The sequence below is a fragment of the Arthrobacter sp. P1_C12_2 genome, from assembly GCF_056406415.1.
In genome coordinates this window covers 1-14,807 of the sequence record NZ_JBFUAF010000020.1, presented here as the reverse complement: position 1 = coordinate 14,807, position 14,807 = coordinate 1, and the positions used below count along the sequence as shown (strand labels likewise).

General features: G+C 67.3%; 15 protein-coding genes. 6 read left to right on the top strand and 9 right to left on the bottom strand.

What is annotated here, in order from left to right; genetic code table 11:
• Positions 1–62: 62 nt before the first annotated feature.
• From AC1DZQ_RS18200 to AC1DZQ_RS18190, 3 genes are all read left to right on the top strand, one after another.
• Positions 63–773, top strand: a complete 711-nt coding sequence (locus tag AC1DZQ_RS18200) for a response regulator transcription factor (RefSeq protein ID WP_018775770.1) — start codon at positions 63–65, stop codon at positions 771–773.
• 2 nt (positions 774–775) lie between these two features.
• A complete protein-coding gene (locus tag AC1DZQ_RS18195; protein WP_476964810.1) occupies positions 776–2,242 on the top strand; it encodes a sensor histidine kinase in 1,467 nt (488 codons plus the stop codon).
• A 194-nt stretch (positions 2,243–2,436) separates the two neighbouring features.
• Complete coding sequence (locus AC1DZQ_RS18190) at positions 2,437–2,724, top strand: WXG100 family type VII secretion target (protein WP_026538909.1); 288 nt, start codon at positions 2,437–2,439, stop codon at positions 2,722–2,724.
• Positions 2,725–2,737: 13 nt separating this feature from the next.
• On the opposite strand, the gene AC1DZQ_RS18185 is transcribed toward AC1DZQ_RS18190, so the two are convergent.
• From AC1DZQ_RS18185 to AC1DZQ_RS18160, 6 genes are all read right to left on the bottom strand, one after another.
• Entirely contained in the window at positions 2,738–3,796 is a 1,059-nt protein-coding gene (locus tag AC1DZQ_RS18185) for an RNase H family protein (protein WP_476964809.1), read from the bottom strand.
• A 135-nt stretch (positions 3,797–3,931) separates the two neighbouring features.
• On the bottom strand, positions 3,932–5,569 hold the full coding sequence (gene groL / locus AC1DZQ_RS18180) for a chaperonin GroEL (RefSeq protein WP_476964808.1): 1,638 nt from the start codon (positions 5,567–5,569) through the stop codon (positions 3,932–3,934).
• Between the two features lie 295 nt (positions 5,570–5,864).
• Positions 5,865–7,139: an ABC transporter substrate-binding protein gene (locus AC1DZQ_RS18175; RefSeq protein WP_476964923.1), complete on the bottom strand. Its 1,275-nt coding sequence runs from the start codon at positions 7,137–7,139 to the stop codon at positions 5,865–5,867.
• Between the two features lie 59 nt (positions 7,140–7,198).
• Positions 7,199–7,402, bottom strand: a complete 204-nt coding sequence (locus AC1DZQ_RS18170; RefSeq protein ID WP_026266832.1) for a cold-shock protein — start codon at positions 7,400–7,402, stop codon at positions 7,199–7,201.
• Between the two features lie 159 nt (positions 7,403–7,561).
• Entirely contained in the window at positions 7,562–8,194 is a 633-nt protein-coding gene (locus AC1DZQ_RS18165; RefSeq protein WP_476964807.1) for a LytR C-terminal domain-containing protein, read from the bottom strand.
• 93 nt (positions 8,195–8,287) lie between these two features.
• Positions 8,288–8,560: a DUF3263 domain-containing protein gene (locus tag AC1DZQ_RS18160; RefSeq protein WP_476964922.1), complete on the bottom strand. Its 273-nt coding sequence runs from the start codon at positions 8,558–8,560 to the stop codon at positions 8,288–8,290.
• A 174-nt stretch (positions 8,561–8,734) separates the two neighbouring features.
• On the opposite strand from AC1DZQ_RS18160, the gene AC1DZQ_RS18155 reads away from it, so the two are divergent.
• Both AC1DZQ_RS18155 and AC1DZQ_RS18150 read left to right on the top strand, forming a co-directional pair.
• Positions 8,735–9,553 carry a uracil-DNA glycosylase gene (locus AC1DZQ_RS18155; protein ID WP_476964806.1) on the top strand — a complete coding sequence of 273 codons (819 nt, stop codon included), beginning with the start codon at positions 8,735–8,737 and terminating at the stop codon, positions 9,551–9,553.
• 51 nt (positions 9,554–9,604) lie between these two features.
• Entirely contained in the window at positions 9,605–10,444 is an 840-nt protein-coding gene (locus AC1DZQ_RS18150; RefSeq protein ID WP_476964805.1) for a siderophore-interacting protein, read from the top strand.
• Positions 10,445–10,598: 154 nt separating this feature from the next.
• Here the strand turns inward: AC1DZQ_RS18150 and AC1DZQ_RS18145 are convergent, their stop codons facing one another.
• Together AC1DZQ_RS18145 and AC1DZQ_RS18140 are read right to left on the bottom strand one after the other, a co-directional pair.
• Positions 10,599–12,095, bottom strand: coding sequence for a threonine/serine exporter family protein (locus AC1DZQ_RS18145; RefSeq protein WP_476964804.1), 1,497 nt, complete (start codon positions 12,093–12,095; stop codon positions 10,599–10,601).
• Between the two features lie 30 nt (positions 12,096–12,125).
• Positions 12,126–13,199, bottom strand: coding sequence for a lipid II:glycine glycyltransferase FemX (locus AC1DZQ_RS18140; RefSeq protein ID WP_476964803.1), 1,074 nt, complete (start codon positions 13,197–13,199; stop codon positions 12,126–12,128).
• A 114-nt stretch (positions 13,200–13,313) separates the two neighbouring features.
• Between AC1DZQ_RS18140 and AC1DZQ_RS18135 the strand changes: the two genes are divergently transcribed.
• Entirely contained in the window at positions 13,314–13,883 is a 570-nt protein-coding gene (locus tag AC1DZQ_RS18135; RefSeq protein WP_476964802.1) for a TspO/MBR family protein, read from the top strand.
• 63 nt (positions 13,884–13,946) lie between these two features.
• Here AC1DZQ_RS18135 and AC1DZQ_RS18130 read toward each other — a convergent pair.
• On the bottom strand, positions 13,947–14,807 hold an 861-nt coding region (locus tag AC1DZQ_RS18130; RefSeq protein WP_476964801.1), incomplete at its 5' end, for an L-serine ammonia-lyase.

The window sequence follows — 14,807 nt, the reverse complement described above, 5'->3', positions numbered from 1 at the left end:
CGGTTATGCAACACACATCTCCCATTCAGAAAACTCCCAGAGTCTGGGAGCATCATGGGAACATGAAGAAGAACGGTCCCGAAGCCAAGCTGCTCGTCGTCGATGACGAACCGAACATCCGCGAGCTGCTGTCCACGTCCCTGCGCTTCGCTGGTTTCGAAGTCGTCTCGGCCGGCAGCGGACGCGAGGCGCTGGCTGCTGCTGAACTGCATTCCCCCGATCTGGCAGTGCTGGATGTCATGCTGCCGGACATGGATGGCTTCACCGTCACCCGCCGCCTGCGGGCCGCCGGCAAGCACTTCCCCGTCCTGTTCCTCACGGCCAAGGACGACACCGAGGACAAAGTCACCGGCCTGACCGTGGGCGGGGACGATTACGTCACCAAACCCTTCAGCCTCGACGAGGTGGTGGCCCGCATCCGCGCCGTGCTCCGCCGCACGCAGCCGCAGGTCGACGACGACGCCGTGATCCGGGTCGATGACCTTCAGCTGGACGACGACGCCCACGAGGTCCGCCGCGGCGGCACCGTAATCGAGCTCTCGCCCACGGAGTTCAAGCTCCTGCGCTACCTCATGCTGAACCCGAACCGGGTCCTGTCCAAGGCCCAGATCCTCGACCACGTGTGGGAGTACGACTTTAACGGCGACGCCTCGATCGTGGAGTCCTATATCTCCTACCTGCGCCGCAAGGTGGACATCGATCCCGATGCCCCGGCACTGATCCAGACCAAGCGCGGCGTCGGCTACGTTCTGCGGACTGCCGAGAAGCGCTGACCTTGCTGTACCGCTGGAAATCGGCGTCGCTGCGCTCGCAGCTGGTGGCCATCATGATGGCGATCATGCTGGTGGCCCTCACGGCCACCGGGGCGGGCACACTGACGCTGCTGCACAGCTTCCTGCAGGGCCAGGTGGATGACAAGCTCAGGGCCGCCGTCGAATCCGCACGCCAGCAGCAGTCCTTCAGCCAGCTGCAGGAGACCAACTCCACCGTCCCCACCGACTACTCGCTGATGCTCTTCAGCCCCGGCCTGCCGCCCTACATGTTCGGCGGCGACAAGGACTCCCACCCCGCCATCAGCACCTTTTCCTCGGTCGAGGCCCGGGAACGCCAGCAGATGCCCTTCCAAGTCCGCGGATCCGAGGGCGGCAACTGGAGGGTCGTGGCCGTCTCCGTGGTGGACAACAACAACCGCGGCGCCGTCGTCGTGATTGGGCTGCCGCTGGACCCCGTGGATTCGGTGATGGAACATGCCGCCCTGGTGGTGGTGGGCGTGGGCCTGCTGACGCTGGTGCTGGCATTCTTCATCGCCACGTGGACCGTCTCGCGATCCTTCCGGCCGCTGGCCCGGGTGGAGAAGACGGCCGCGGCGATCGCGGCGGGAGATTTGTCCCAGCGTGTGGAAGTGGAGTACCCGGGCACGGAGGTGGGCCGGCTTGGGAGCTCGCTCAATGCCATGCTCGCGCACATTGAGACGGCGTTCGCCGCCCGGATGGCGTCCGAGGCACGGATGCGGCGCTTCGCCGCCGACGCCTCGCACGAACTGCGCACCCCGCTGGTGACCATCCGCGGGTTCTCCGAGCTGTATCGGCACGGGGCGTTGTCCACTCCGGAGGACGTGGCCACGGCGATGGGGCGGATCGAAAGCGAAGCCAAACGCATGGGAGCCATGGTGGAAGACCTGCTGCTGCTGGCCAGGATCGATGAACAGCGCCCGCTGCAGCAGAAACCCGCGGATCTGCTGCTGCTGGCCAACGACGCCGTGGTTGACACCCAGGCGACCGACCGCAGCCGCACCATCACCCTCACCGGCCTTGACGGCGGGGCCCCCGCTGCCGCCCCGGTGCTGGGCGATGAAGCCAAGCTGCGCCAGGTGGTCAGCAACCTGGTCGGCAATGCCCTGCGCTACACGCCGGAGGGCACCCCGGTCGAAATTGGCGTCGGGGTCCGGACCGCACCGGACGGAGCACGGCAGTCCGTGATCGAGGTCCGCGACCACGGACCGGGCGTCCCGGATGACGAGGCGGCCCGTATTTTCGAGCGCTTCTACCGGGCCGACACCTCCCGGACCCGGGAGACCGGCGGCAGCGGACTTGGCCTGGCGATCGTGGCCGCCATCGTCGGCTCGCATTCCGGGTCCGTGCGGGTCGGGAAGACTGACGGGGGCGGGGCCACGCTGGTGGTCAGCATCCCGTTCCTGAACGAAGAGGCCAAGGAACTGTCCACAGCAGATTTATCCACATAGGAGCCGACGGCGGTGTCCGGCCGGCGCGCTGCCCGCCTACGCTCGGGGTGTCCGGAAGATCCGGATGAGGCAGCCGCTCCCCCACCAGCTCACACCGCAAACCCTCACGAAACCCTCACCGCAGACCCCACCGCTGACGTTCACCATGCTCCGCCGGGCCGCGGCCGCCTCCCGAACATTCGAGAGGCATTCCCATGAGCATCATCTCCGTCGATACGGAACTCCTCCAGCTGAAGTCCGCCAACGTCCAGGCCACGGTGGAGAGGATCAGCGCGGACGTCCATGCGATGAAACGGGGGCTGGACGAGCTCCAGGGCAGCTGGCGGGGCTCCGCGGCGACCAATTTCCAAACCCTGGTGGCCGAGTGGACGCTGACCCAGGGCAGGGTCGAGGCTTCCCTGGCGTCCATTAACCTCGCGCTGAATTCCGCGGCCGCCACTTACGCGCAGGCGGAGCTGGGCAATGCGCAGCGCTTCACGTGAGCCCCACGCGGCGTCAGGCCTCGGGTGTGCCCTGGTGGAAGCGCAGACGCCATTGCGCGCCTTCAAGGACCCACAGGGAGCTGCGCAGGGCTGATCCCTCGCGCGTGTGGCTGCGGTAGGTCAAGAGGACGGTCTTCTCGCCCAGCCGGTCCGCGCCCAATAGCTCCAGCTCCACGGGTCCGCCCGGGTTGTCCTCCAGTGACGTCATCATGGCGTCGCGGGTCCAGATCCGGCCGGAGCTGCCGATTTCGGTGAAGTCCGGGTGGAGCAGGACGCCCGTGCGGCCCAGGTCCTCCCGGGTTTCCGGGCGGAGCAGTTCCCGTTCGAGGGACTCGACGACGGCTTCGGGGCTGGTCTCTGCCAAGGCCACGGCAGGTTCTTCTTCGAGTTCGCTGAAGAGGTCTGGTTCGTCGTAGGTCCCTGGTGCGCCAAAGAGTTCCTGCTGGCCGGAAGGCGCCGGGGCTGCCTGCGGCCGGGTCGCGGCCGGCGACGTGGCGGGCTGTGGTGCAGCGGGCTGTGCCGGGGCCGGCTGCGGCACCGTGGAGGCCGGCTGGCCTGCCGGCTGCGTCTCGCCCGCGGGGCCTGCCGGCTGCGTCTCGCCGTCCGGAGTCCCGAACCCGGGGCCCTGCCGGACGGCTACGCCCTGCTGGTACGACGTGGCCGCTGCCCGGGCGCGGACGTCTGCCGCCTCGTTGAGCTCGTGCCCCGCGTGGCCCCGCACCCACTCGAAGGTGTACTTGCGGCCCACCAGCGCCTGGTCGATGTCCTTGAGGAGGTCCACGTTCAGCACCGGCTTGCCGTCGGCCTTGCGCCATCCCTTGCGTTTCCAGCCGGGCATCCACTTGGTCACGGCGTTGATGACGTACTGGCTGTCGCAGAGGATCAGCAGGTCTTCCCGGGGCACGTGTGCCGTCGCCCGGAACAGGTCCAGCACCGCCATCAATTCGCCCTGGTTGTTCGTACCGTGGGGCCATCCACCGGCCCGCCAGCAGTCGTCATTCACGTACCAGGCCCAGCCGGCCGGGCCAGGATTTCCTAAGGCCGAACCGTCGGCCGCTGCTGTAATCGTCACTGACCTATCCTGCCAGAACCCGCCGACGCCCACTGACGCTCCCTCGGGCGGGGACCGCGCTTAACCGGCGACGGCGGCCCCACCCGAAGGTGGGACCGCCGTCGTCGAACAGCCGGTAATGGCTGGCGAGGGTGGTTAGAAACCGCCCATGCCGCCCATGCCGCCCATGTCGTCGCCGCCGCCCATCTGGGCGCCACCCTTCTCGGGCTTGTCGGCTACAACGGCCTCGGTGGTGAGGAACAGGCCGGCAATGGAAGCCGCGTTCTGCAGGGCAGAGCGGGTTACCTTGACCGGGTCGTTGATGCCGGCGGCCAGCAGGTCGACGTACTCGCCGGTGGCGGCGTTGAGGCCGTGACCTGCGGGCAGGCCGCGGACCTTGTCCACGACGACGCCAGGCTCGAGGCCGGCGTTGAAGGCGATCTGCTTCAGCGGGGCGTCGATGGCAACGCGGACGATGTTCGCGCCCGTTGCCTCGTCACCGGAGAGCTGCAGGTTCGCGAAGGCCTTGGCGCCGGCCTGGATCAGGGCAACGCCACCGCCGGCGACGATGCCCTCTTCGACAGCAGCCTTGGCGTTGCGGACGGCGTCCTCAATGCGGTGCTTGCGTTCCTTGAGCTCGACCTCGGTTGCGGCGCCGGCCTTGATGACTGCAACGCCGCCGGCCAGCTTGGCCAGGCGCTCCTGCAGCTTCTCGCGGTCGTAGTCGGAATCCGAGTTCTCGATCTCGGCGCGGATCTGGGACACGCGGCCGGCGATCTGGTCGGCGTCGCCGGCACCCTCGACGATCGTGGTCTCGTCCTTGGTGACAACAACCTTGCGGGCCTTGCCAAGGAGTTCGAGTCCGGCGGTCTCAAGCTTGAGGCCGACTTCCTCGGAGATGACCTGGCCGCCGGTGAGGATGGCGATGTCGGCCAGCTGCGCCTTGCGGCGGTCGCCGAAGCCCGGAGCCTTGACGGCAACGGACTTGAAGGTGCCACGGATCTTGTTGACGATCAGGGTGGCCAGGGCCTCGCCCTCGATGTCTTCGGCAATGATCAGCAGCGGCTTGGAAGACTGCATGACCTTTTCCAGGACAGCAACAAGTTCCTTGACGTTGGAGATCTTGGAGTTGACGATCAGGATGTACGGATCCTCAAGGACCGTTTCCTGGCGCTCGGCGTCGGTGACGAAGTAGGCCGAGATGTAGCCCTTGTCGAAGCGCATGCCTTCGGTCAGCTCCAGCTCGAGGCCGAACGTGTTCGACTCCTCGACCGTGATGACGCCTTCCTTGCCGACCTTGTCGAGGGCTTCGGCGATCAGGGCGCCGATCTCGTTGTCGCCGGCAGAGATGGACGCGGTGGCGGCGATCTCTTCCTTGGTCTCGATTTCCTTGGCGGAGGCCAGGAGCTCGATGGTCACGGCGTCAACAGCCTTCTCGATGCCGCGCTTGAGGGACAGCGGGTCAGCGCCGGCCGCGACGTTGCGCAGGCCTTCCTTGACCAGGGCCTGTGCCAGCACAGTTGCCGTGGTGGTGCCGTCGCCTGCGACGTCGTCCGTCTTCTTGGCAACTTCCTTGACCAGCTCGGCGCCGATCTTCTCGTAAGGATCGTCCAGCTCGATCTCCTTGGCGATGGAAACACCATCGTTGGTGATCGTGGGGGCGCCCCACTTCTTTTCGAGGACGACGTTGCGTCCACGCGGGCCGAGGGTGACCTTGACGGCGTCGGCGAGGATGTTCAGGCCCCGCTCAAGACCGCGGCGTGCCTCTTCATCAAATGCAATGATCTTGGCCATAACGGCAGTAGTCCTTTCGGGACAGTCGTTAAGAATGAACCTTCGCTGTGGTGCCCGCGACGGACGATCCCTACCCCGCGGCCTCTGTATGCCGCTGGGTCCGGGATCTCACCCCAGCAAGGTGTTCCTTTAGCTCCTGGACCGGCTGCCCCACTTCGCGGCCGGGCGGACCGGGCGTCGTGTTAGCAGTCAGCGCGCTGGAGTGCTAACTCAATAATTAGCACTCCCCCGGGGAGAGTGCAAGCAGTGCCCGGCCGGAACCGCCCGCCACGCGGGCACAATACGCTACGAGCGATCAGCCGCCGCTGCTGCTGGCAGCTTCCGTGCCGTGCGCCGTGGGCAGATTGTCCTCGCCGTAGGTGTAGACCATGTAGTTCGCTTCGGTGATGTCGCCGTGGGAATCAAAGTTGATCCGTCCGGACTGGCCGTCATAGTCCGGGCGCTGGCCTGCCCGGAGGACATCAGCGCAGTCCTTGTAGCTCGTGCACGACTTGCTGGGCGGCTGGCTGGCGGGCTGGCCGCCGCCCGGCGCGCCTGCTGCCGCAGTTCCGCCGGAGACCGCTACGAGGGACGCCGCGATGGAGGTTCCGGCGTCGTCCTCTGCCGCGGCGGCAGCGACGGCGGCCAGGACGACGGCGTCGTACGTCTCGGCGGCAAACACCATGTCCTTCAGTCCCGGATCAACGGCGACGAGGTCCGTCTGGAAGGTGGCGGAGGGGAAGACGCCGGGCAGGATCCCGCGTGCGCCGTCGAGCGCCCGCGTGCCCAGGCCGGAGCCATACTTGCTGACTGCTCCGTCGCTGAGGACCAGTTTCTTGCCGGCCAGGCCGGCGTTGTTCAGCTCGGCGATGGCACCCTGAGCGCCGTCGCGCGAGACCAGGACGACGGCGTCGGGATTGGCGGCCTTCGCGGTGGCGGCAGCCTGTTGTGCCTGGCCGGGAGTGAACTCCGCGTCGGCCACGACTTCCAGTCCGGATTGTTTTGCCGCACCGCCGACGGCGGCGGCGACCTCTTTGCCGTAGTCGCCTTCCTCGTGCAGCACCGCCAGGGTTCTGGCGCCGCCGTCTTTGGCCAGCTTGGCGAGGACGGATGCCTGGGCGATGTCGGCGGCCGAGGTGCGGAAATAGTAGCCGCCGCTCTTGTAGTTGCTGAGCGCGGCAGCAGTGTTGGCCGGGGAGATGACGGCTACCTTGGCGTTGGCCAGCACGTCGATGGCGGCCGGGGCGCGGCTGGAATCAGTCGGGCCAATCACGACGTCGGCCTTGGCGGCAACCAGCGCTTTGGCCTGGGCGGCGGTGTCCGTGCTGATGGTTTCCGGCAGCAGCTCCACCGGTTTGCCTTTGTGCCCGCCGGCAGCGTTGATCTCCTTGACGGCAAGCTTGGCGGCCGCGAGCTGGGAGGCGTTGAGGAAGTTCTGCTTCCCCGTGTTGTCCAGGATCAGGCCGATGCGCAGGGTGCCGTCACCGCTCGCGTCGGCGCTGGCCACACGGGCGCTGCCCGCAGGGCCCAGGCAGCCCGTCAGGGCCAGGGCCGCTACTGTGCCTGCCGCCAGGGCGCGGCCCAGCGGCAAAGGTCCTCCCGTGCGCCTCGCCGCGTCCCGCGGGGCGTTCTTGACGGCAGCCAGTGCCACTAGGCGGGCCGGACGCTTTCAGCCTGCGGGCCCTTTTCGCCCTCGCCGACTTCCAGCTCCACCCGCTGGCCCTCGTCCAGGGCGCGGTAGCCTTCCCCGACGATCGCGGACCAGTGCACGAAGACGTCGTTCTCGGAGCCGTCCACGGTGATGAAGCCGTAGCCCTTTTCGGCGTTGAACCATTTGACGGTTCCCAGTGCCATGGTGTCCACACTTTCAGCTAGCTTGCGTGCGGCCCACCTCGATGTGGGCCGCGGACTGCGAAGAGAAATCCGCAGATACTGTACCCACAGCGTCCCCCAGGAACGCAGGCGGCGGGCAGGGCCGCCGCCTAATAGTTATTGAGGCGTAACCGGATTTGGCTACTGGTAGCCGGGGCCGAGCACAACGACAAGGGGCATGTTGAACTCGGCGGAGTCCACGAGGGTGTCGATGCCGAGGAGGGTTCCGAGTGCCTCCGCATTGTCTTTCTGCTCGACGCCGCTGTAGAAGATCACCGACGTCTGCTGCGGGACTCCGCCCCAGTTGCCTCTCTCGCCCAGGGCCCAGCCGTCGGACGTGACGGTGCCGCCGACCCTGGTGGCGAGGCCAGCGGTGGTGGTCGCGTTGTAGATCGTCACCGGCTGCGTCTTGTCCACAGCGGCGGCTGGGGCGCTGGGCGTCGCTGAAGGCGAAGCCGACGGCGCCGCGGCGGGTTCCGTGCCGGCCGGCTCCGGGTTCGTCGGCGTGGGGCTCACGGGGCTCGAGGCGGACGCGCTACTGCCGGCAGATGCGGACGCGCTGTCACCTGCGGTCACGGCTGCGGCCTGGCCTGCGGGGAATCCGAGCTTCGGCAGGAGCAGGAAGGCCACCAGGCCGACGGCCAAGGCTACGCAGCCGGCCGCCAGGATGGGTGCCAGGCTCCGGCGGCGCGATGCTGCGACGGCCCGGTGGACACCCTGCCGGGTAGAGGTCTCCGGGACCCGGTCAAATTCATCCCGAGCGTATTTGGTCATGGTAAGACGACGTCCTTGCTGATTTCATACGGGGTGCCCGAGGCCGGAACGGACGCAACAGGACGTGCGCATCCGACTGCTCGTGACGCGACTTTACGAATCTGTTCCCAGACGACGGGCAGTGCGGGCACGTTGGCGTGATGTACGTAGTCTACGCAATCTCTTGACCAGCATGGGATCGTGGGCCAGCGCATCCTCGGTATCAATGAGGGCATTGAGGATCTGGTAGTAGTGCGTGGCGGACAGATCGAACAGCTCGCGGATGGCCTGTTCTTTGGCCCCGGCGTACTTCCACCATTGCCGCTCCAAGGCCAGCATCTGCTGGTCGCGGGCGCTCAGAGGAGACTCCGCGGACACCCCGTCCAGGCCCGCGCCGGCGGCTGCGTCGGCTACATAGTCCCCCGCGAGCACGTACTCTTGCGCTGTTTCGGCCACGACACACTCCTTGGCTGGATCCGGTAAAAGTCAGTCCCCATGCTACGGCCGAATGACAGGGTTGTCATTCGGCGGGGGGCCGAAATGGGCGGCGCCTGCGGAAGAATGGGTGCTGTGTTTGATTCCGAGTTTGACTCCGCTTCTGATCCCGGGTTTGACGCCGACGCGCTGTTCGAGCTGGAACCCGGAGCCGCCGGCGGCCCCAGCTTCGCGGACCTGGCGCGCCGGCCGCTGAGCGAGCTGGTCGCTCCGGACTGGGCGGCCCCACTGGCGCCGGTGGAGGCGCAGTTGCGGGAAGCCCTGGCCTTCCTCGCCGACGAAGTGGCCGCCGGACATGGCGTGCTGCCATCGCCGCCAAACCTGCTGCGGGCCTTCCGGCAGCCGCTGGCCGGCGTCCGGGTGCTGGTGGTGGGCCAGGATCCGTATCCGACGCCGGGGCACGCTGTGGGGTTGTCCTTCGCCGTGGACGGTGCCACCCGGCCAATCCCCCGCAGCCTGGCCAACATCTACAAGGAACTTCAGGCCGATCTCGGCTTTCCCCCGCGTGTCCACGGGGACCTCAGCCGCTGGTCGGAGCAGGGCGTACTGCTGCTCAACAGGGTGCTCAGTGTCCGGGCCGGGGCGGCGGGCTCACACCGGAACAAGGGCTGGGAGGCCGTCACGGCGACAGCCATCCGTGCAGTCGCGGACCGCTCGTCCGCTTCCGGGGTGGGCCACGCGCCTCTCGTGGTGATCCTGTGGGGGAAGGATGCCGAGTCCGTGCGGCCGCTGCTGGGGTCCGCTGCCGTGATCGCCAGCGCCCACCCCAGCCCGCTCTCGGCCTCGCGCGGCTTCTTCGGGTCCCGGCCCTTTAGCCGGGCCAACGCCCTGCTGCAGGAACAGGGCAACGGGACGGTCGACTGGGAACTTCCGCCGCTGCCGTAACAGGCCTGCGCCCAAAGCTCCCGGCCAGGGTTCTTCGTTAGGCTTAGCTTCATGACCTCCGTCCCCGCCGCCACCACCGCCACCCGGAACTCGCGTCCCCAGACCGACCTGATGGTCCTGCGCAGGGAACAACTCTCCCCGCACATGGTCCGGATCATCGCCGGCGGCCCTGGCTTCGCCGGGTTCGTCAACAACGACTACGTGGACCGGTACGTCAAGATCGTCTTTCCGCAACCCGGCGTCGAATACCCGGAACCGCTGGACCTGTGGGCCATCAGGGAAGCCATGCCGCGCAGTCAGTGGCCACACACCCGGACCTACACGGTCCGCTGGGTGGACCCGGAGGCGCAGGAACTCGCCATTGACTTTGTGATCCACGGCGACGAGGGCCTCGCCGGTCCCTGGGCGGCCTCGGCCCGGCCCGGCGATCGCCTGACCTTTACAGGCCCGGGCGGCGGGTACAACCCGGATCCGGCCGCCGACTGGTACCTGTTCGCCGGCGATGAATCCGCTTTGCCGGCCATCGGCGCGGCAATCGAGTCCCTGCCCGAGGACGCCCGCGGCCTCGCCCTGCTAGAAGTGGACAGTGACGCCGACATCCAGTCCATCAACGGGCCGGCCGGCGTCGAACTGCGCTGGCTGCTGCGCGGCGGTGCCCCCGCCGGCGAGAGCGGACTGCTGGTCACGGCAGTGCGCGACGCCGAGTGGCCCGAGGGCCGGGTGCACGTCTTTGCCCACGGCGAGCGGGGCTACATGAAGGGCCTCCGGGAGGTTTTCTACGTGCAGCGCGGGCTGGAGCGGGCCCAGGTGTCCCTCTCGGGCTACTGGGCCAAGGGCCGGGTGGAGGATGACTTCCAGGCGGAGAAGAAGCTTCCCATCGGCAAGATCTAACGGCGCAAGATCTAAAACAGCGCAAGATATTCCCCTCCTTTGCCACCACGACGCCGGGACACGCCGGCCTGGCGGGCCGACACGCCGTCGTGTCCCGGCAAAAGTGGGGAAACGCGGCGCCTCAGGGTAGCCAGACGGGGTATCTTCGCAGGAGCTAGCGGCGGCGGGCCCTGCGCCGCTCGTTGCTCGCCAGGCTCCGCGTCAGGGGCCGGGCCAGGGTGTCGCCGAGCACGATCCCGGCAGCAACACCGAGCACGATGGCCCCGGCGTTGAGCATCCCGCCGGCGCCCATGAGGATTTCCGATTCCTCGATGGTCAATACATACATGGACCGGAATATAGTGAGTCCGGGGAGCAGGATCAGGGCTGCCGGGACGGCCACCACCAGCTGCGGGGCGCCCATCCGGAGGGCCACCACTCGGGCCAGGAGTCCGATCACCACGGCGGCGAGGGCCGGGGCGAAGCGGGACCCGATCCCCAAAGCGTCACCCCCGATCAGGACCAGATAGCCCACCACCCCCACGGCCGCCGTCGGCAGCAGCAGCTTCCAGCTGGTCTGTTCCGTGATGCCGATCATCAGGACAGCGATGGCGATCAAGATGACGATCACCCACAAGTCATACTTGGGCGGGAATGTTTTGGTGACGTCTATGGGATCCATGCCGGTCATGTCCCCGACAACGAAGCCGACGGCGATGCCGGCGACGAGCGCGCCGAAGGTCAGCATGGTGGACAGGAACCTGCCGGCCGCCGTGACCGGGAAGCCGTTGATCGCATCCTGCACCGACGACACGAGCCGTCCGGTCGGCAGGAGCAGCAGGATCCCGCCGACCACCACGATCTCGGGGGCAATCTGCACCCCCAACGGGCTGCCGAAGCGCCACAGCAGCAGGGCGACGATGGTCACCAGGAACGAACACGAGGCAGTGATGAAGAAGTCCGGCGTACGCCAGCGGCCCAACTGACGGGCCAGCAGGCTGACCAGCAGGTTCGAGAGGAACGCGACGATCGAAGCGCCCAGCCCACCGCCCAGGACGCCGACGAAGACGGCAGAGAACACGCCGAAGGCCACGGTGACCATCCACCGCGGGAACGGCTTGGCGCTCCGGGTGATGTCCTCGAGCCGGCGCACGGCCTCCTCGCGTCCCACGCCGCCGGAGACGATGTCCGTGACGAGCTGGTGCACCTTGGCCAAGCCGGCGTAGTTGTTGGTCCAGGACCGCACGACACGCAGCAGGGTGATGGGCGTCTGGTCCTTGGGGGCATAGTTGATGGCCACCGACTGGTTGGTGATGTCCACTTCGATGTTCTTGAGTCCCAGGGCGGCAGTGATGGCGATGATGCTGGTCTCGACTTCGAGGGCTCCGGCGCCGTACCGGAACATCGATTCCGCCAGATGCAGGGCGAAGTCGATCGTCTTGCGGGCCGAGGCGTCGACGCCGCCCACCTGGATCATCGGGTTCGCATAGGGGCTGCCGGCGAGCCGGTCCACGATGCTCATGGGCGCCGTCGGCGGGTTCTCGCCCTGGACCAGCCTGCGCAACATGCGCTTCGCGGCCGCGTTCTGGCGAACCTCCACGGGCGACATTGGCTGCGTCCGGGGCAGGCCGTCCGTGGGCGGCCTGCGGTGGCCGTTGTTTCCGTTGTTCATTCCGGCCTCCTCACTGTCCCTGTTGGCTGTTTAGTAGAACTGCTGGCCCGTGCGCCGGGTGTAGACCTGGCGTGCCACGCGCTCCCCCGCCGTCATCCAGGCCTTGTACTTCAGCGGGCTCAGGACCTGGTCATAGCAGCCGACGAAGTCGGTTACGGTCTTGCTGAAGCTGGTCTTGAAAAGCCCCAGCCCATGGAACGGGTTCGACGTGTCCTTGAGCTTGTCGCTCGGCGGCGTGCCGCAGAAGTCGTATTCGATGCAGCCGAGGTCCTTGACCTGGTTGATCGCGGTCCACTGCACGAGGTGCGAGTCGCCGTACTGGCCCCGCTTCTGCAGGGAGCCGCCGTCCTTGTACGTTCCCTTGCGGCCGTAGTTGATCACAAAAGCGCCCACCGAGGGCACGCCGTTTTCGTACACGAAGAGCAGCCGGCCCTGGTCACGGGCCAGGAAGTTGGTCCAGAACTGGCGGTAGTACTCGTACTCGCGCACCCGGACCTGGGATTTGGCTTCCACCGTGGTGGTCATCAGGGCATACATGGCCCGGAAGTTCTCTTCCGTGGGCTCGACGTTATGGACTTCCACGCCCTCGCGAATGGCGCGGCGCACGGCGTTTCGGCCCCGGGAGTGCAGGTTGCGCAGCAGCTGGTTTTCCTCGGGCGCAATATCGAGCAGCGCTGTGGAGTCGTTGGGCTGCAGGTTGTGGGTCTTGACCAGGCCCGCCCCCTCGAGGATCCGCGCGGCGTCGTCGGACAAAACGACATCCGGCTCGATCTTGATCGCGAAGACGCCCAGCTTGGCCCTTTTGACGAAGTCCGCGTTCGCCGCTGCGATCCCGGGGATGTCCTCGACGCACGCCACATCGGGCCCCTTGATGAGGTACCAGAGCTTGCCGAGGAGCGGAAAGGACTTCTCCAGGACCAGGTTGTAGCTCGTGTAATCGGCCGACTCATAAACAAGGTGCAGGGGCTTCCAGCCAAAGTGCTGCTTGACCTCGGCGAAGGCTTCCGATTGCAGGAGATTGCCGCCGTTGGGGTTCGCTGTGACGTGGGCATCCCAGTTGGCAATCTCTTCGGCAGAGGCAAAACGGGCAGTGAATTCTCGCAAGGGTGCGGTATCCAATCATTGCGGTACGAGCTTCGGCGGCATGCGGACATGCAGCCCCAAGTCTATCGGTCCGCACCCTGCCGCCGGTCCGGGCCAGGCGGTTACGCTGGTCTCATGCAGGCTCAGCAACAACCGCTGGAAGGCCGCCCGGGGGCGCCCGGCGGCCGATCATTGGGTTCCGGCAGCGGTGCCCGCAGCGGCTTCTCCCAGGTGATCGCGCTGCTGCTGTTCCTCGGCGCGTCGGCGCTCGTTGCGGCCCTCGGCGGCCTGGCCACGGCCAACCACGTCAACGGCTGGTACGCCACCGCGGACACGGCTCCGTGGTCCCCGCCCAACTGGGTCTTTGGTCCGGTCTGGACGGTCCTGTACGCCGCCATGGCCTTGGCGGCGTGGCTGGTCTGGCGCCGCCACGCCGCGGGGTCCAAGGCTGCCCTGACGGCCTACGGCGTGCAGCTGGGGCTGAACCTGCTCTGGACGCCGGTCTTCTTTGCCCTGTACCCGGTGCTCGGGACGCCGGCGCTGTGGATCGCGTTCGGGATCATCGTGGCTTTGGCCGTGGCCGTGGCCGTGACGGTGGTGCTCTTCGGGCCGATCAGCCGGACGGCAGGGCTGCTGATGCTGCCCTACCTGTCCTGGATCGTGTACGCATCCTCGCTGAACCTGTGGGCGGCGCTGCATAACTAGCGCCAATCCAGCGGGAGCCCGTCAGCCAGCGCCAGTCAGCCCCAGCCGGCCACGGTCAGCTTCCTAGCACTCCACGACGTTGACGGCGAGGCCGCCCATTGCGGTTTCCTTGTATTTGGAGCTCATGTCCCTGCCGGTTTCGCGCATGGTCACGATGACTTCGTCGAGGGAGACGCGGTGGGTGCCGTCGCCCCAGAGCGCCATTTTGGCGGCGTTGATGGCTTTGGCGGCGGCGATCGCGTTGCGTTCGATGCACGGGACCTGGACGAGCCCGCCGATCGGGTCACAGGTGAGGCCCAGGTTGTGTTCCATCGCGATTTCCGCGGCGTTCTCCACCTGCTGGGGGGTGCCGCCCATGACCTCGGCCAGGGCTGCGGCGGCCATCGAGGACGCCGAGCCGACCTCGCCCTGGCAGCCCACCTCGGCGCCGGAGATCGAGGCCTGCTCCTTGTAAAGCACCCCGATGGCGGCGGCGGTCAGGAGGAACTTGACCACCACGTCGTCCCGGTCCTGTTGGGTGGCTTTGTCCATGCCGGGGGCGAAGTGCAGCGCGTAGTAGAGCACGGCGGGGATGATCCCGGCGGCACCGTTGGTGGGGGCGGTGACCACGCGGCCGCCGGAGGCGTTTTCCTCGTTCACGGCCAGCGCGATCAGGTTGACCCATTCCTGCCAGTACTTCGGGTCCCGATCCTTGTCCTCCTTCATCAGCCGCTCGTGCCAGTCCGGCGCACGGCGGCGGACCTTGAGTCCGCCGGGCAGCAGCCCGGTGCGTTTGAGGCTGACCTCGACGCAGCCTTCCATCACGGAGTAGATGTGCAGCAGGCCTTCGCGGATCTCTTCTTCGGTGCGGGAGGCGCGCTCGTTGACGAACATGATCTCGCCGATCGAGAGGCCTTTGGACTGGCAGCGGCCCAGCAGTTCCGC